Below are 16509 nucleotides of genomic sequence, written 5' to 3' on the forward strand. Positions count from 1 at the left end.
AGGCGGCGCACGCGCGGCCCGCTGGCCGCTCAGCCAGGAGGCGCGCCTCGTGCGGCCTCCGTGCGCACCACCTGGACGACGACCTCCACCAGGCGACCGCCGGGCTGGACGAACGACGCCTTGCCGCGCCCCCCTTCGAAGCGCCACGCCAGATCGGCAGGGGCGCCTGTCTCTCCCGCGCCTTCGCCGACGCGGACGACGGCGCTCACCTCCAGCGTCTGCTTCCCCGCCGTCACGGCGCCCCGCGCCACTGCAAACGTCCCGCCGCCGAGCAGCGCGATCGTCCGCTTCGCCAGGTTGCTCAGGTGTCGCGCGGGCTCTTCCCCGCCGGGCTCCGGACGCCACGTCGCGATGTGCCCGGCGTCGTCGATGTCGATCACGAAGCGCGCCTTCCCCGCGCTTCCGGGCGGGAGCGTCGCCCAGATCGGATCCGCCTGGCACGCGGGCGGAATGGCCCTCGTGAAGGCGCGCCCGAGGTTGCGCACAGCGCTGACGCCGGCCGCCCCGAAGTCGCCCTCGCCGTCCTCTCCTGCGCCAGCGCTCGTCCGCGCGGCGGCGGAGCGCGCCGGTGCGCCGGCTTCCCCGTTCGCCGCGGGCTCCCGGCGTCGCTCTGCGGGCCGGGGCGTCGCTTTGGGCCGGGGCGTCGCATTCGGCCGCGGCGCTTCCTGGCCGCGCGGCGCGGCCGCCATGGGCGGCGCCGGCTCGCCGCCGGCCTCTGCAGGGCGTTCTGCAGGCGCCGTCGGCCGGCTGGCATCGGCCGGAGCGCGCGCCGTTGGCATGCTCGTCGGCTCGCCGCGCTCGCCGGTCTCGTCGCGCCCGCCGCGAGCGTCGCTCGGGCGCGCCGCGCCCCCGCTACCCGGCAGCGCGGCCGTGAGCCCGGTCCAGAGATCGATCGGCTCGCGCTCCGCCGCTGGCCCGGCGGGATCGCTGGCGGGCACCTCCGGTCCGAGCCGCGCCGAGCTCCACGCGCCCAGATGGACGAGCGCCGATACGAGGAGCGCCGGCAGCATCGCTCGTTGATCGCGCATCGGCTCGCACCCCGCTCTTCGGCCCCGTCGAACGGACAGCGGCCCCAGCGCCTCGCCGAAGCTCGTTGCCCTTGGCCCGAGGTTCTGCCAGACAGCATCGCGGCTGCAACGTTCCCGAGCGCGCCTTGAAGCTCCTCGCCCTCTCGACCTCGACCCCGCGCGGCAGCGCCGCCCTCTTCGAAGCAGCGGACGTGGTCCTGCACGCCGAGGCGGCGGCGTCGCGGGGCGGCGCGCTTTCCACCGCCGGCCTCGCCGCGGCGCCGGCGGCCGGCGCGCGGCTGCTCGCGGCGATGACCTACGCCGACCTGCACGGGCACGCAGAGCGCATCTTCGGAGCCATCGACGAGGTGCTCGCCGCGGCAGGCCTACCGGCCGCGGCGCTGCAGGCGCTCGGCTGCGACGTGGGGCCCGGCTCGTTCACCGGGGTCCGGGTGGCGGTCGCGGCGGCCAAGGGCGTCGCGCTGGCGCTGGACGTCCCGGTCGCCGGCGTCACCTCGCTCGAGGCGATGGCCGCCGCTGCCTTCGCTGCCGGCGCGGCGAGCCCCGGCGATCTCCTGGTCCCGCTGATCGACGCCAAGAAGGGGGAGGTCTTTCTGGCCGCCTTCGATGCGCCCGCGGCGGCGCCTTCGATCCCGCCGCGCCACCTGCCGCGCGACGCGGCGTTCGATGTCGTGGCCGAGCTCGCCGCGGGGCGCCGCATCGTCGTCGTCGGCGCCGTCGCCGAGGAGATCGAGGCGCTCCGGCCGCTCGCCGCGCGGGGCGACGCCCTGGATTTCCCCGACGCGACATGGATCGGACGCGTCGCGATCGACCGGCTCCGGGCGGCCGCCGCGGGCGGCGAGCGCGGGCCAGCGGCGTCCCCGCACGATCCGGCGCTCCTGGAGCCGCTCTATGTGCGCGCGCCGGACGCGAAGCCGGCCGAGCTGGGATACACTCCGCCCCGATGATCAGCTCGCCTGAAGGGGACGGCGTCGCACCGGACGCGGAGCGCGAGGCCTCGATCCCCAGCGACGCGGAGCGCGCTCCGCCGCCCGCCGAGGCTGCGGAGCCCGCTGGCTCTCCCTCCGCCCCCGCCGCGTCGCGCGACGAGCCCGTCGCCCTGTCCGCCCCCGTGGAGTCGGCCGAGCCGGGGCCCGATCCCGAGCGGCTCCGCGCCCGGTTTGGCCGCCCGTTCGAGGCCGGCGACGTCATCTTCCGCGAGGGCGAGCCCGGGACCGAGGCGTACCTCCTCGAGGAAGGGCGGGTCCGGCTCATCAAGAAGGTCCGCGGCGCCGAGCGCAGCCTGATGGTCCTGAAGCCCGGCGATCTGTTCGGCGAATCCGCGCTCCTCGGCGGCGCGGCGCGCTCGTCGACGGCGATCGCGCTCTCGCGCGGGGTCGCGCTCGCGCTCGATCAGGGCACGCTGCAGAACCTCGTCGAGCGCAACCCGGCCGTCGCGATGCGCATCATCAAGCAGCTCGTCGGTCGGCTCCGCGACGCGGAGGACCAGATCGAGATCATGATGCTCACCGACACGCAGTCGAAGGTCGTGAACGCGCTCCTCAAGCTCGCTCAGCAGTCGCGCGCCACCGGCGGCGCCGCCTCGAACGGCGCCTCGTTCGCGATCTCGCCGATGGAGCTGTCCACCCGCGTCGGCCTCGACGTCGACACGGTGAAGCGCGCCGTCCAGCAGCTCCGGGAGGGCCAGTACCTGCGCGTCGCTGACGAGCGCCTCGAGATCCCCGATATCGAAGCGCTGCGGAGGTTGTTCGGCCTGCTGGGTCTCAAGGACGAGATCCGTGGCGAACAGTGACGAGCAGGAACCGCCTGCGCCACCATCCTACGCCGACCTGACAACTGCTGGAAGCCGAATCGGGATCCCGAGAACGCGCCGCGTCTTCCAGGGAGATTCGCAGGTTGACGTGACAAGCGGCCTGGTTTACTCAGGGGTCCCCGCAGGGCAGGCGAAGTCCCGTCCTGACAATGTGCCGCGCCGCGGCATCGTTCGGCAGCGGATTCAAGATCGCACATGACCTCGCAGCGACACAGGACAGCAGCGACCCGCGCGGGGTGCATCCGCGGCGCGGCTGCTGTCGTGTCGATGGGGTCGCTGTTGTCGTTTGCGTCCCTCGCGTTCGTTGCGCCGCTCGCGCTCGTGTCGTGCGGCGGCGGCGCGCAGCCCTCGGCGCAGACGAGCGACGCGCGGTCGCTCGCGGAATATGATCTCGCGCGCGACTCGTTCCAGCGCGGCCGCCTGCGCGAGGCGCTGGCGCACGTCGAGCAGGCGCTCTCGCACGACGAGGACAACGCCGAGGCGTCCTATCTCGGCGCCTTGATCCTGCTCGGCTTCTGCGCGGGTGATGCTCACTCCAGCGACTGCCGCTTCGACAGCGCCGAGAAGATGGCGCGGCGGGCCCTCGAGGCGAACCCGGAGATGCGGGACGCGAAGAACGCGCTGGGCGTCATCCTCGTGCATCAGCGGCGCTACGACGAGGCGATCGCGGTGCTCAAGCCGCTGACCGAGGACATCCTTTACGCCTCGCCGGAGAAGTCGTGGGGCAACCTGGGCTGGGCGTACCTGCTCAAGGGCAGGAACGACGAGGCCATCGACGCGCTACGGCGCGCGATTGCCGCGCAGCCGCTCTTCTGCGTGGGGCAGTACCGGCTCGGCCTCGCCTACGAGAAGCGAGGCGAGCTCGATCTGGCGCGCGAGGCGCTGACGAGGGCGGTCGAGACCGACCAGCCGGAGTGCACGCGGCTGCAGGACGCGTTCGACGCGCGCGCCCGCATCGCCGAGAAGAGGGGGCTCGTGGACGACGCGCGCGCCGATCTCGAGCGGTGCCGGGAGATCAACGCGACGACGCCCGTGGGGCAGCGCTGCGCTGCACAGTTACAGACGTTGCAATAGGGCCTCGGCGCGCCGCTGTCCGAGAAGTACCGCGGGGTGCGCTAGGGGGTTGAGCAACGGTTCTCAGGGTGAGTAGAGTGACGACCGAATGACGATGGGTGGAATGGGATGGAGTCGATCGGACGCTACCTGAGACGCACGCGTGAGGCCCGAGCCATGAGCGTGGAGGAAGTCGCCCGCGCCACGCGCATCCCGGTGATCTCCATCGAACGAATCGAGGCAGATCATTTCGACGACCTGCCCGGCGAGGTGTTCGTTCGGGGGTTCTTGAAGGCGTACGCTCGCGCGGTCTCGCTCCCGATGGAGGAGGTGTTGGCCCGATACACGGCGAGCCGCCGGATCGCGCTGGTGACACCGCTGCCCATCGCGGCGCCTGCGCGCCGCACCCAGAGCAGGCGCTTCGGGGTCGCGATCGCGTTCGTGTTGCTGCTCATCCTCTTCACGCTGGCACTCAGCATCGTGCTCAGGCCCCGCGGCCACGACATGCCGCCGGAGCTGTCGGAGGGCACGCTCGCGAGGGCTCGTACCTCCCTCTCGGCCTGAGGGCCAAATTTTCGCCGGGCGCTCGCGCGCGGTTCGCGCCATAACCGCCGGTACCTGCCATGCCTCGATCGGTTCGCCTGCGGACGGAGCGCGTCCGGACCGGGGCGCTTCTGGTCCGGCGTGTACCTTTCGGTGAAGCCGACCTCCTGGTCGGGCTCTTCACCGAGCAGGGGGGGCTCATCTCTGCCACGGCGCGTGGCGCGCGCCGCTCGGCCAAGCGCTTCCCGGCGCTCGAGCCGATGCACCTGCTCCGCGTGACCCTGGAGATCCGTCCGGGCGCGGAGCTCGCCCAGCTCACGGAAGCGGCGATCGAGCGCCCGCGCCTGCGTCTCGCGGGGGATCTCGGGCGCCTCGAGGTGGCCGGGCGCGCGCTGCGCTGGGTGCGGGAGATCGCGCCGGCGCACACCGCCGAGCAGGCGGCGTGGAGCGAGTTGAACCAGCTGCTCGACCGCCTCGACGAGGTGTCCACGGCCCCTCCCCAGGCGCTGCTCGCGGAGACCGGCCTGCGCCTGCTCGTCGCCTTCGGCTGGGGCCTCGAGCTCATGCAGTGCGTCCGTTGCGGGCGCGCCTGCGACACGACGCAGTCGGCCTGTGCCGACCCGGCGCGCGGCGGCCTCGTCTGCCGGGCCTGTGGCGGCGGACCTGTCGTGCTGCGGCCGGAGCCGAGGGAGCGGCTGCTGGCGGCGATGCTCGGCGGCGCGCCGATCCCGGAAGAGGACGTCCCGCTCGCGCTCGACCTCGTCGAGGGCGCGCTCACCGCGCACGCGAGCGGAGGCTAGAGCGGCGGTCACCCGCTTCGGATACGGGCCCATCTCGACGTTTTCGGTGCTCAGCGCACTGGAGTGCGCTTGCGCGCCGAAAACGCCGATCTGGGCCCGTCTCCTGTGCGGGTGACCGCCGCTCGGCGGTGCTTCTAGCGGTTCGGAGTCACGCCACGGCTCGCCAGAAGCGGGTCATCGCGCGCGGTGCGTCGGGCGGCCCCTCGATCTCCACGTAGGGCCGGCCGGGCGCGGCGCGAGGGAACGAGAAGCTCCCGGTGTTCGCGTAGCCGTCGCCGAGCGCCTCGCGGTGCGTGTGGCCGAAGACGACCAGCTTCGCGCCGGTCGTCCTCGCGACGCGGCCGGCGCTCTCGGCCAGGCGCTCGGCGACCGTGCCGGCGTAGCGGTTGTGCCCGTTCGCCCAGCTCGCGCCCATCAGCAGCGCGCCGAGCCCGAGCGCCGCGGCGCCGGTCCCCCGCGCGCCGAGCCCGAGCGCCGCGATCCCGGCGCCCATCGACAGCGTCGCGATCACGCGATCGAAGTACAGGCGCGTGAACGTGCGCGCCGCGCTCTCCAGGGTCGGCGTGGCCCCGAGGCCGACGAGCGCGTCTGCCATCGCGCGCGGCACCCCGAGCTCGTGCGCGAAGCGCTCCATGGCCGCGGCGCCCACCGTGGCCTCGCCTCCCGCGCGGTAGAGCGGGCCGCTCTTCAACATCGCGCCGATCGCCGCGTGGAAGTAGCGGTAGATGACGTAGGGCGCGCGAGGGCCGTACCAGGTGAACGCCGAGAGGAACAAGCTGAGCGGCGTCTGATCGTTCGCCTGCAGATAGCGGTGCGCGCCGGTCGGCGCGATGAACTCCTCGACGAAGTGAACGCCGAGGCTGCGCTCGCCGACCACGAGCGGGTGAGCCGGGGCGTTGTCCGGATCATACAAGTGGCCGTGCTCGAGATGGATCGCCCCCTCGCGGAAGAACCAGGGCGTCGTGCGGATCCGCGACCGGGCCTCGCCGGTCACCTCGAGCGCCTCAGCCAGCGCCACGGGGAAGTCGGGCGCCCCGACCTCGGCGTCGTGATTGCCACCCGCCAGCCAGAGCTCGCCGCCGCGGTCGAGGTGCTCGGCGAGCGCCGCCCGCGCGGTCGGGTGCGCGAGGAGCGCCTCGCGCAGCGCACGCGGCCGGGGCATCCAGGGCGACTCGGAGGAGAGATCGAACAGATCACCCGCGACCACGATGCGTGCCCCCCGGTGGGCCTCCACGAACCGGGCAAGATCGGCGGTCACGTCGCGCGGCGTCTGGCGCACGAGGTGGAGATCGGCGAGCACGACCGTGCGGCGCTGCGTCATAACCTTCCTTATCCATCACGTCCGTCCGGGCGCTGCAACTCGCCGCCAGCCGCGCGATCCCGGCTTGTGGCCATGTGGAGGAGGGCTGCCCACCGAGCTCAGCGCTCGTCTATTGCATACGTGACGGTCGCGTCGCGGCCCGATGTCGCTGCCGGGATGCGGCGCTTCATCGCTTCATCACCGTCACCGTTGCCGCGCGGCCCTGGCACGGGCTCGACGCCTGCGCCGCTGCGTCCCATGCAAGCGGGCATGGAAGGCTCGGCGCGGACGCGACCCTCGGCCCAGCGGGTGAACGGTGGGCTACTCGCAGAGATCACCCGTGCCCTGAGGGGCAAGGACATCGAGGCCCTCTCCCGGATCTACGCGGAAGACGCCGTGATCGAGGAGGTGAGCAGCCGCGATCCGCCGGCCCACCCCAGCGTCACCAGCGGGAGGCACGCGATCCTGGAGCGGCTCAAGAGCGACCTCTTCCGCGATCCGGTCTCGGGCTGGGAGCGCCAGCTCGACTCGACGGAGATCCTGGACGGAATCGAGACCGACGAGGGGCTGGCGTACATGGAGGTGCGCGTCTATGCGGCCGGCGATCGGGTCGTCGCGCAGCACCTGGCCCGCAAGAAGAACGGCCTCATCGGCCATGATCGCGTCGTCGTCGCCTGGGACGCGGACTGAGCCAGCGCCAGCGAGCGGCGGCGCCCTCACGCCCCGGCGAGGGCTGCGCTGCTCGCGCGGGCGCCGATGTAGAGTAGCGCCGTGACCACCGCCGTCCTCCTCAGCTGCCACGGTACCGTCGAGCGGCTCGACGATCTGCCCGCATTCGTCACCAATATCCGCCGCGGCAGGCCGGCCCCGCCGGAGGTGATCGACGAGGTGCGCCGCCGCTTCCAGGCGATCGGCGGCTCGCCGCTCATGCGCATCACGCAGGCCCAGGCGGACGCGCTCGCCGCGAGGCTCGGTCTCCCGGTCGCCACCGCGGGGCGCCTCTGGAACCCGTATCCGGCCGAGGTGCTCGGCGCGCTCCACCGCAGCGGCGTGAGGCGCGTCGTCTCGCTGCCGCTCGCGCCACAGTCCGTCGACGTCTACCACGCCGTCGTCCGCGACGCGGCCGCCGCGCTCGACGGCATGGAGGTCCGGTGCGTGCCCGCGTGGGGCCTCGAGCCGGCGCTGATCGACGCTTTCGTCGAGGTGATCGACGAGGCGCTCGCGCGCATCCCCGAGGAGGGCCGGGCGAAGGCGGCGGTGATCCTCTCGGCCCACAGCCTCCCGCAGCGGATCATCGCCGCCGGAGATCCGTACGAGCGCCAGTTCCGCGCGATGGCCGCCGAGGTGGAGCGCCGCATCGCCGCCCGCGGGAACCCGGTGCTCGTCGCCTTCCAGAGCCAGGGCATGACCGGCGACGCCTGGCTCGGTCCGGATCTGCGGTCGACGTTCGACGGCCTCGCCGCGCGTGGCGTGCGGGAGGCGCTGATCGCGCCGATCGGCTTCGTCGCCGATCACGTCGAGACCCTCTACGATCTCGACGTGGAGGCGCAGGTCTTCGCCCGTGAGGCGGGCCTCGCGCGGCTCTCCCGGGCGCCGGCCGTGAACACGCGGCCGCGCTTCATCGACGCCCTGGAGGCGCTCGTCCGGCGCGAGCTCGCGCAGGCCGCGCCGTAGGCGGCGCCTCGTCGGCTCAGCGCTTGCTGACGCGGCGCTTGCGCGGAAGCCTCGACACGGTCGCGCGGAGCAGCCCCGGGGCGTGCCTCGAGAGCGACACCCCGAGCTTGCCGTGGGCGGTGACGATCACCTCGGCGCGCCGCGCGGCGATGCCGTCCATGATCTGTCGGGCCGCCGTCTGCGCCGGCATAACGAGCCAGCGGGGCACGGGATCCGGGGCGCCCTCGTGCAGGTTGCCCGCGTTGTCGATCTGGCGGATCTCGCTCGCCACGTACCCCGGCGCGACGTGCGTGACCGCGACGCCCTCGGCGTGGAGCTCCGCGCGCAGCGTCTCGGCGAGGGCGCGCACCGCGAACTTGCTCATCGTGTAGGCGCCCACCGCGGGGACCGCGAGGTAGCCGAGGACGCTGCCGACGAGCGCGACGCCGCCGCGCGATCGCTTGAGCTCCGGCAACGCGGCCTTCACGGTGCGCAGCGCGCCGAACAGGTTGGTCTCGAACTGCCGGCGGAAATCGTCGAGCGCGAGCTCCTCGACGCGCCCCGCCACGCTGAACCCGGCGTTCGCGATGGCGATGTCGAGCCGCCCGAACGCCTCGCTCGCCTGTGCGACGGCGCGCTCCACGTCGCCGTCGCGCGTGACGTCGCACGGGGTCGCGAGCGCCTCGCCGCCGGACCGTCGGATCTCCGTCGCGAGCGCCTCGATCCGCGCGGCCCGCCGCGCCGCGAGGACGACCCGGCCGCCGCGCCGCGCGACCTCCCGGGCGAGGGCCTCGCCGATCCCCGACGACGCGCCCGTGATGAGAACGACCCGCCCGGCGAGCTTGCTTGCCATGGACGCCCGCATACCACGATCGCGGGAGCGCGCGCCCTGGCGCGCCCTCGCGCGCTCGCTCATGCTCGGCCTTTCGCCGTTCGGTCGCGCCGGTGGCGTCGGTTACGATGGCCTCACCCGGCTCGACCGGGCGCCGCGTCTCAGCGTAGGTTTGCGTTCGTTTTGCGTAAGTTTGCGTAGGTTTGCGTTCGTTTGCGTGCGGTCGTGCACGATTGACGAACGGTCGCGCACGGTTGCGCACGGGGTGACATGCGAAACCACTCGATCCGCCGCTCTCTTGCCGCTCTCCTCGTCGCCGCCGCCTGCGCGGCCCCCGCTCCCGCCTCCGGCGAGCCGTCCCCCTCGCTTTCGCGCGCGGAGGCGCTCCTCGCGCAGGGCGACTACGCCGAGGCCGAGAAGGTCATCCTCGGCCTCCAGGGCGGGAAAGAGCGCGCCGCGGCGCTGCTCGCGAAGGCGCGGATCGAGCTGCTCACGGGCCGCTACGACGACGCGGCGAAGACGGCGAAGGCCGCCGCCGCGCTCGGCAAGGAGGCGCGGATCGCCGCCGCGCCGCTCCGGGCCCAGGCGCTCGCGCGCCGCGGGAAGATGGCCGAGGCGATCGCGGCGGTGCGCGAGGTGGAGCGGGAGGACGAGGCCCGCCGCGCGCGGCTCGTGCTAGGCGAGCTCCTGATCGAGTCGGGCAAGCGGGGCGAGGCGCGCGCGCCGCTGATGACGATCATCGACGACTACAACGACGACAAGATCACCGCGAGCGACGCGGAGGGGCTGTCGCTCGTCGGGCGCGCGGCGCACCTGCTCCGGAGCGCGCGCGACGCGAACGACGCGTTCAACGCGGCCGAGAAGGTCGGCGGCAAGCAGCGGGTCGAGACGTTGCTCTGGCGGGCCGAGCTGTTCCTCGACAAATACGACCCCGGCCACGCCGGTCAGGTCGTGAAGGAGGCGCTCAAGCTCGCCCCGAAGGATCCGCTTTGCCGCGTCGCCATGGCGCGCGTCAAGCTCGAGAGCGCGATGGACTTCGGCGGCGCCGACAGCGAGGTCGCGCAGGCGCTCTCCGTGAATCCGAACCTCGCCGAGGCGTATTTCGTCCGCGCCGGGCTTGCGCTCCGCGACATGGACATCGACGCCGCGGACGCCGCGGCCGACCGCGGGCTCAAGGTGAACCCGAACGACCTCGCGCTGCTCTCGATCAAGGCGGCGGGTCGCTTCCTCGCCGACGACGCGGCCGGCTTCGAGGCCATCAAGGCGAAGGTGCTCGGCCTGAACCCGGAGTTCTCGCGGTTCTTCCAGATCGTCGGCGAGTTTGCGGAGTGGGAGCATCGCTACGACGACATCGTCAAGATGATGGGGGAGGCGACGCAGGTCGATCCGAACGACGCGAAGGCGCACGCCACGCTCGGCCTGAACCTGATCCGCGCCGGCGACGAGAAGAGCGGCGTGCTCTCGCTCCAGAAGGCGTGGGACAAGGACCGCTTCAACGTGCGGGTCTTCAACACGCTGAACCTCTACGAGAAGGACATCGCGGCGCAGTACGTGACGGTGGAGGGGCAGACGTTCCGCGTCCGCTACCACAAGCAGGAGCGCGCGATCCTCGAGCGGTACGTGCCGCGCATGCTCGAGGAGGCCTGGGGCTCGATGGTGAAGCGCTACGGCTTCACGCCGAAGGTCCCGGTCTCGATCGAGCTCTACGCGTCGACGGAGAACTTCAGCGTCAGGACGAGCGGCCTGCCCAACGTGGGCATCCAGGGCGTCTGCTTCGGCCAGACGCTCGCGGCGTTGAGCCCGGCGGCGGGGGAGTTCAACTGGGGGAACGTGCTGTGGCACGAGCTCGGGCACGTCTTCGCGATCCAGATGTCGAAGAACCACGTCCCGCGCTGGTTCACCGAGGGGCTCAGCGAGTACGAGACGATCGTGCGGCGGCCCGAGTGGCACCGCGAGGAAGATCCGGCGCTGTTCGCCGCCCTGAAGGGCGGGAGGATCCCGGCGGTCGACGGGTTCAACCGGGCGTTCACGCACGTCGACGACATCGAGGACGTGACGATGGCTTACTTCGCGGCGAGCCAGATCGTTGTCTTCATGGCGGGCGAGTTCGGCTTCCCGAAGGTGGTCTCGATGCTGCCCCGGTGGGCCGCGGGCAAGCGGACGCAGGAGGTGGTGAAGGAGTCGCTCGGGATCAGCGCGGAGGAGCTCGACCGGCGCTTCCGCGCGTGGCTGAAGCCCCGCCTCGAGCGCTACGAGAAGCAGTACGTCCCGGATCTGCACGCGCCGCCGCTCGACGAGGCGCGCAAGGCGGCGGCGCGCGCTCCGAAGGACGCGAAGCGGCTCGTCGAGCTCGCGCTCGCGCTGTTCGAGGACGGGCAGCGCCAGGAGGGCGAGGCGGTGCTCGCCGAGGCGCTCCGGGTCGACCCGAAGCAGCCCGACGCGACCTACCTCAAGGTGCGGGCGGCCTTCGCCGAGAAGAAGCCCGACGAGGCGGCGAGGCTCTTGAGCAAGATGATCGCCGACGGGAACGACGGCTACGTCGTGCGGATGAAGCTCGCCGATCTCGCCGAGCTGAAGAAGGACGCGGCGAAGATGAAGGCGAACCTCGAGGCGGCGTCGCGCCAGGATCCCACGCAGGCCGAGCCGCTCCAGGGGCTCTACGACCTCGCGCGCCGGCAGAAGGACGCGGCGGGCGAGCTCTCGGCGCTGCGCCGACTCGCGCTCCTCGACCAGCACGATCGTCGGGTCTGGCGTCGGCTGCTCCGGCTGCTCGTGGAGCGCGGCGCGTGGGAGGAGGCGCGCAAGGTCGGCGAGGGAGCGATCTTCGTCGACGTGGCGAACCCGGAGATCCACCGGCTCTATGCGCGGGCGCTGGCGCGCACGGGGCGGCACGTGTCGGCGATCTACGAGCTGAACAGCGCGCTCCTGTCCGGGCCGAAGCCGGGGGACGCGGCGGAGATCTACGGGGAGCTCGCCAAGGCGTACGCGAAGATGAAGCGGGACGACTACGCGAAGCAGGCGCTCGAGTACCAGAAAGCGATGAAGGGCGCGTCGCCGCCTGCGCCGCGGGCGATGCCGGATTGAGGCTCGGGCTCGGGGCGAGAGGCGAGGGGAGGGCGGGGATCCCGGCTGCACGCGCCGGAGGGGGTCTCCGCGCGGCAGGGTGCGGGTGGGCGCTCGGCCATCCGCCGAGGCGGGAGCGCGGAGCTTGCGCATGGACCACCGCCCGGCATGTCTCCCTTCGGGCCTAGCCACCTGGGACGTTTCGTCGCGCGCCACACAAGGCGCGCCTGAGACGTAGAGCCATCCGGGACCTTATGGCACCTCGGTCGGTGCTCGCCGCGCCCACCCGCACCCTGCCGCGCGGAGACCCCCTCCGGCGCTCGCGTGGTGCCAGAGCAAATCGCCGCGCGCTGGGTCAAGATGCGCGGGGTTCGGCCCCGCAGGCGGACCGGAAACGGTTACGGGGAGGCAGCTGGGAGCCTTCGGTGAACCGGAAACGGTTAGGAGGAGGCAGCTGGGAGCCTTCGGCGAACCGGAAACGGTCGCCAGTACCGCCTTACTTGATGGCACAGCGCCTTCTGAAGCCTGGCTAGCGATTTATGCGACAGGCTCTGGTGTGTCGTCTGCCGCTCCGGGGCAGACGCTGCTGGGCGAACATTTCTCCACGGCCGATTCTCACCGCGCGGCAAGCAGTCATGCGCTCGACGCTTCCTCTTGCGCGGAGCGCGGGGCACCGTCGCTTGCCGCCGGCTCGGCGGTTGCTTGCTCCCGCTGCTTCCGCACCGCGCGCGCGATGAGGGGCGCCCAGTGCGCGAGGCCCTCCAGGCTGAGCTCTCCCTCGCAGTACATCCGGTACCACTCCTGCCGGACGGAGACGATCTCCTCGCCATGGCCGAGCTTGAGCCGCTTCAGCATGGTCTGCGCGCGATCACGGAGCTCGGGCGGGCAGCGATCGGTCAGCACCATCTGGCACGAGGGGAGGATCACCTCGAACCAGCCGTCTCCGACCTCGAATGGATCCAGTACCTGGTCGGAGCGGAGCGCGCTCTTGCTGCTGTTGATCCACGCCGCCGCGTAGCGGAAGTTGGCCCATTCGTACGCGAGGCTGGGATCTTCATCGCGCGAGATGAAGTGGTCAACGGTCCCCGGGGTCGAGAGCCACATCGCGGTGTAGCCGCACAAGCCCTTGAAAGCTGCCCGGAGGTCGCGCGCAGCGCGCCGCCAGTAGTCCGGCATCCGCTTGGCGCCGCCCTCGGCGAGCCACCGCTGGCCGGGCTGTCGCACTCTGACATTGAAGTCCGCGGGCTCAGGCGTGCGCTCGAACGGGATCATGCGCCCGCCCGCTCCCGGCGCACGATCCAGCGCGGCCAGAAGCGATCCTGATCCGGCAAGAGGCGCATGAGCTCCCGATGGATCTCCTCCTCGGTCCTGAGCCCGTCCGGCAGAGCGCTGGTCTCGCCGCGCATGAGCGCCTCTGCAGCCTCGATGGCCCGCTCCGCCTCGATCGAGCGCGCCTGCTCCAGGCCGAACACCGGGGACGTGAGCCACCCGATCGCGTCGCCGCGCTTCGCCCAGGGGAGCTCGCGCACGGTCACGTCAGTGCCGTTGAGCTCGAACACGAACAGCTTGTCCCTGGCCGGCTTGAAGTGCGGCTCCATCGACGCGAGCACGAGGGGCGAATGCGTCGTCAGCAGCACCTGCGGGCGCATCGACGGGGAGAGCCCGCTCAGGGCACCGAGGAGCGCAGGGACGATGTGGCGTTGCCACCTGGGGTGCAGGTGCGTCTCGGGCTCCTCTATCAGCACGACGATGCGCTCCGAGGGCTGCCAGCCGATCAGGCGTGACGCCTGCACGTGCTCCGACCAGGACCACGCGATGAGGTAGGAGAGCGCGAGGATCCGCTTCATCCCGGCCGACGCGTGGATGATGGGGATCGTGCCGTACGGCAGCTCGACGGTCGGGAACTTGCGCACGTCGTCAAGGTAGAGCCGCACCGGCTTGCCGGGCTTCATCGTCTCCTCGGGATGAGAAAGCTGATCGAGCACGCGGCAGAGGAGCTCGAACGGGTGAGCCCCGTCGTTGTCCGCCGCCTCGAGCTGCCACGTCACCCAGTCCTGGACGAGCCCGTTGCAGACGGGTTTTCCCTCGTGAACGAGCCCGTCCCAGAGCTGTCTTTCCTCGAAGAGATAGGGCTGCGGATCGGGCGAAGGCGACGACGAGAGCCGGTACAGAGCGCTGCCCATCGAGGGAATATTTCGACAGGGATCCCAGACGGAGCACGCGCCATTCGTACGGACGTGGAGTACCGGGACCAGGCCGCGCACCCACGAAGATATGACCACCCCGGAAGGAGTATTGGTCCAGCTGCGGCCCATGTCGCGACCGAACCTGTCACGCCACTGCTGAGCAACACGATCGTACTTGCTTTCGAACTGCTCGAACTCGGTGCCCGGCTTGGCTTCCCCGGAGATGCGTGCGCTCGCCTCCTTACCCGGCTGTGGCAGCACGGGCCGCTCCGTCCACGTTCCGGTGAGCGCCCACCAGGCGACCTCCAGCACGAAGCTCTTGCCGAGCCCGTTGTCTCCTGTAAGTACGTTCAGCCGCTCGCCGAGCCCCAAGTCGAGCTGGTCGGCCGGCCCCACGCCTTCCAAGTGCAGCGATCGCAGCATCTTGGTTCCGCGTACCACACCCGTCGCGGTCCAGGCCATGCGTCGTCCGTCCCGTCCCGCGTCTCCGCTCTCGTAGCGCCGAGGGGAGGGTCTGCGCGGCGGCCGGGGGTGGGCGCGATCGAGCACCGACCGAGGTGCCATAAGGTCCCGGAGGGCTCCACGTCTCAGGCGCGCCTTGTGTGGCGCGCGACGAAACGTCCCAGGAGGCAAGGCCCGAAGGGAGACATGCCGGGTGGTGGTCCATGCGCAAGCTCCGCGCCCCAGCCTCGGCGGATGGTGAGCGCCCACCCCCGGCCGCCGCGCAGACCCTCCCCTCGGCGCGGCCCCCCGGGAGGGCCGCCTCCCGTGGTGCCCTACTCGTCCTCCGCCTCGCCCTTGTCCCCCCGCAGCCCGAGCGCCTTGAACTTCTTGTACAGGTGGCTCCGCTCGAGCCCGAGCCCCCGAGCCGTTGCGGCCATCTGCCCTCCATGATGGCCGAGCGCCTCCTCCAGGATCGCCCTCTCCGCCTCCTCCGCGAGCACCCGGAACGGCACCCCCGGCCGGAAGAGCCCGCCCTTCATCGCTGCCTGCTGCCCTCCGAGGCAGACCTTCACGTCGCCCTCGTCGATCGTCTCGTCGGGCGTCAGGATCACGAGCCGCTCGATGATGTTGCGCAGCTCCCGCACGTTTCCCGGAAAGCTGTAGGCGACCAGCATGCTCATCCCGCCGTCCGTGAACGCCATCCCGGGCCGATCGTTCGCCTGCGTCGCGAGCGCGAGGAAATGCCGCGCGAGCAGCGGCACGTCCTCGCGCCGCGCGCGGAGCGGCGGCAGCGACAGCGGCAGCACGTTCAGCCGATCATAGAGATCCGGCCGGAACTGCCCCTCCCGGCACGCCGCCTCGATGTCGCGGTTCGTCGCCGCCACCACGCGCACGTCGACCTTGATCGTCTCGTGCCCGCCCACGCGCTCGATCTCCCGCTCCTGAAGCACCCTGAGCAGCTTCGCCTGCATCGCGAGCGGCATGTCCCCGACCTCGTCGAGGAACAGCGTCCCGCCGCTCGCGCGCTCGAACTTGCCTCGCCGTTGCTTCGTGGCGCCCGTGAACGCGCCGGCCTCATGCCCGAACATCTCGCTCTCGATGAGCTCGCTCGGGACCGCGGCGCAGTTCATCTTCTCGAGCGGCCCGCGCGCCCGCTTCGACGCGCCGTGGATCGCGCGCGCGACGAGCTCCTTGCCGGTGCCGCGCTCGCCCGTCACGAAGACCGTCGCTGTCGCCTTCGCCGCGCGTGCGATCTGCTGGCGCAGGTCGAGCATCGCCCGGCTCTCTCCGATGAGCTCGCCGACCTGGCCGGTCTGGGTCCGCAGCGCCTTCGCCTCGGCCTCGGCGCGGACGAGGCGCAGGGTGTTCTCGAGCACGAGCAGCAGCCGATCGGTCGAGAGCGGCTTCTCCAGGAAGTCGATCGCCCCGAGCCGCGTCGCGCGGACGGCGGCGTCGACCGTCGCGTGGCCGCTCATCATCACGACAGGCAGCTCCGAGCCGGCAACGCGTATCCGCTGGAGCAGCTCCACGCCGTCTCCGTCGGGCAGCGAGACGTCGAAGAGCGCGATGTCGTAGCTCCGCTTCGCGAGCTTCTCCTCTGCAACCCCGACGCCGCCGGCGACGTCGACCGTGTAGCCCTCGAGCGACAGGGCCTTCTGGAGGGTCGTCAAGATCGCCCGCTCGTCGTCGAGCACCAGCACATGTCCGCGCGGCATGTCTGCCACCGTAGCGCGGAACCGCCGCGGCCGATGCCCGCCGGCTGCGCGCTGACGCTGGAGCGCGGCGCACCCGGCC

14 protein-coding genes are annotated in these 16509 nt (G+C 71.9%); 8 read left to right on the forward strand and 6 right to left on the reverse strand.

The features are described 5' to 3' along the window. Window positions 1-29 precede the first annotated feature (29 nt). Entirely contained in the window at window positions 30-1028 is a 999-nt protein-coding gene (locus WME97_RS08950) for a hypothetical protein (protein WP_437551152.1), read from the reverse strand. Window positions 1029-1153: 125 nt separating this feature from the next. On the opposite strand from WME97_RS08950, the gene tsaB reads away from it, so the two are divergent. The 5 genes from tsaB (at window position 1154) to recO (ending at window position 5237) form a co-directional block, all read left to right on the forward strand. Next, on the forward strand, window positions 1154-1975 hold the full coding sequence (tsaB, locus tag WME97_RS08955) for a tRNA (adenosine(37)-N6)-threonylcarbamoyltransferase complex dimerization subunit type 1 TsaB (protein WP_437551154.1): 822 nt from the start codon (window positions 1154-1156) through the stop codon (window positions 1973-1975). Continuing rightward, complete coding sequence (locus WME97_RS08960) at window positions 1972-2820, forward strand: Crp/Fnr family transcriptional regulator (RefSeq protein ID WP_437551156.1); 849 nt, start codon at window positions 1972-1974, stop codon at window positions 2818-2820. The genes tsaB and WME97_RS08960 overlap by 4 nt, the downstream gene beginning before the upstream one ends. Before the next feature lie 216 nt (window positions 2821-3036). Next, window positions 3037-3915, forward strand: coding sequence for a tetratricopeptide repeat protein (locus WME97_RS08965; protein ID WP_437551158.1), 879 nt, complete (start codon window positions 3037-3039; stop codon window positions 3913-3915). Between the two features lie 108 nt (window positions 3916-4023). Continuing rightward, window positions 4024-4458: a helix-turn-helix domain-containing protein gene (locus tag WME97_RS08970; RefSeq protein WP_044964367.1), complete on the forward strand. Its 435-nt coding sequence runs from the start codon at window positions 4024-4026 to the stop codon at window positions 4456-4458. 59 nt (window positions 4459-4517) lie between these two features. After that, complete coding sequence (recO, locus tag WME97_RS08975) at window positions 4518-5237, forward strand: DNA repair protein RecO (protein WP_437551160.1); 720 nt, start codon at window positions 4518-4520, stop codon at window positions 5235-5237. 148 nt (window positions 5238-5385) lie between these two features. Here the strand turns inward: recO and WME97_RS08980 are convergent, their stop codons facing one another. Next, complete coding sequence (locus WME97_RS08980; protein ID WP_437551162.1) at window positions 5386-6558, reverse strand: hypothetical protein; 1173 nt, start codon at window positions 6556-6558, stop codon at window positions 5386-5388. A 237-nt stretch (window positions 6559-6795) separates the two neighbouring features. On the opposite strand from WME97_RS08980, the gene WME97_RS08985 reads away from it, so the two are divergent. Together WME97_RS08985 and hemH are read left to right on the forward strand one after the other, a co-directional pair. Continuing rightward, entirely contained in the window at window positions 6796-7227 is a 432-nt protein-coding gene (locus WME97_RS08985) for a hypothetical protein (protein ID WP_437551164.1), read from the forward strand. 81 nt (window positions 7228-7308) lie between these two features. Beyond that, window positions 7309-8211 carry a ferrochelatase gene (hemH, locus tag WME97_RS08990; RefSeq protein WP_437551165.1) on the forward strand — a complete coding sequence of 301 codons (903 nt, stop codon included), beginning with the start codon at window positions 7309-7311 and terminating at the stop codon, window positions 8209-8211. Between the two features lie 16 nt (window positions 8212-8227). Here hemH and WME97_RS08995 read toward each other — a convergent pair whose 3' ends face one another. Further along, window positions 8228-9043, reverse strand: coding sequence for an SDR family oxidoreductase (locus WME97_RS08995; RefSeq protein WP_437551167.1), 816 nt, complete (start codon window positions 9041-9043; stop codon window positions 8228-8230). Window positions 9044-9292: 249 nt separating this feature from the next. Here WME97_RS08995 and WME97_RS09000 point away from each other — a divergent pair, with 249 nt between their 5' ends. Beyond that, window positions 9293-12106 carry a tetratricopeptide repeat protein gene (locus WME97_RS09000; RefSeq protein ID WP_437551169.1) on the forward strand — a complete coding sequence of 938 codons (2814 nt, stop codon included), beginning with the start codon at window positions 9293-9295 and terminating at the stop codon, window positions 12104-12106. Between the two features lie 612 nt (window positions 12107-12718). On the opposite strand, the gene WME97_RS09005 is transcribed toward WME97_RS09000, so the two are convergent. The 3 genes from WME97_RS09005 to WME97_RS09015 form a co-directional block, all read right to left on the reverse strand. After that, window positions 12719-13309: a hypothetical protein gene (locus tag WME97_RS09005; RefSeq protein ID WP_437551170.1), complete on the reverse strand. Its 591-nt coding sequence runs from the start codon at window positions 13307-13309 to the stop codon at window positions 12719-12721. A 44-nt stretch (window positions 13310-13353) separates the two neighbouring features. Further along, window positions 13354-14694: an AAA family ATPase gene (locus WME97_RS09010; RefSeq protein WP_437551172.1), complete on the reverse strand. Its 1341-nt coding sequence runs from the start codon at window positions 14692-14694 to the stop codon at window positions 13354-13356. Between the two features lie 353 nt (window positions 14695-15047). After that, window positions 15048-16430, reverse strand: a complete 1383-nt coding sequence (locus tag WME97_RS09015) for a sigma-54-dependent transcriptional regulator (RefSeq protein WP_437551174.1) — start codon at window positions 16428-16430, stop codon at window positions 15048-15050. Window positions 16431-16509: the final 79 nt, after the last annotated feature.

Origin of the sequence: Sorangium sp. So ce367, from assembly GCF_051520455.1 — a bacterium.
Taxonomy (GTDB): Bacteria; Myxococcota_A; Polyangia; order Polyangiales; family Polyangiaceae; genus Sorangium; species Sorangium cellulosum_B.

Coding starts and splice junctions, on each gene's coding strand:
- WME97_RS08950 (WP_437551152.1), bottom strand. CDS start 1,028: ATGCGCGATCAACGAGCGATGCTGCCGGCGCTCCTCGTATCGGCGCTC.
- WME97_RS08960 (WP_437551156.1), top strand. CDS start 1,972: ATGATCAGCTCGCCTGAAGGGGACGGCGTCGCACCGGACGCGGAGCGC.
- WME97_RS08965 (WP_437551158.1), top strand. CDS start 3,037: ATGACCTCGCAGCGACACAGGACAGCAGCGACCCGCGCGGGGTGCATC.
- WME97_RS08970 (WP_044964367.1), top strand. CDS start 4,024: ATGGAGTCGATCGGACGCTACCTGAGACGCACGCGTGAGGCCCGAGCC.
- recO (WP_437551160.1), top strand. CDS start 4,518: ATGCCTCGATCGGTTCGCCTGCGGACGGAGCGCGTCCGGACCGGGGCG.
- WME97_RS08980 (WP_437551162.1), bottom strand. CDS start 6,558: ATGACGCAGCGCCGCACGGTCGTGCTCGCCGATCTCCACCTCGTGCGC.
- WME97_RS08985 (WP_437551164.1), top strand. CDS start 6,796: ATGCAAGCGGGCATGGAAGGCTCGGCGCGGACGCGACCCTCGGCCCAG.
- WME97_RS08995 (WP_437551167.1), bottom strand. CDS start 9,043: ATGGCAAGCAAGCTCGCCGGGCGGGTCGTTCTCATCACGGGCGCGTCG.
- WME97_RS09000 (WP_437551169.1), top strand. CDS start 9,293: ATGCGAAACCACTCGATCCGCCGCTCTCTTGCCGCTCTCCTCGTCGCC.
- WME97_RS09010 (WP_437551172.1), bottom strand. CDS start 14,694: ATGCTGCGATCGCTGCACTTGGAAGGCGTGGGGCCGGCCGACCAGCTC.
- WME97_RS09015 (WP_437551174.1), bottom strand. CDS start 16,430: ATGCCGCGCGGACATGTGCTGGTGCTCGACGACGAGCGGGCGATCTTG.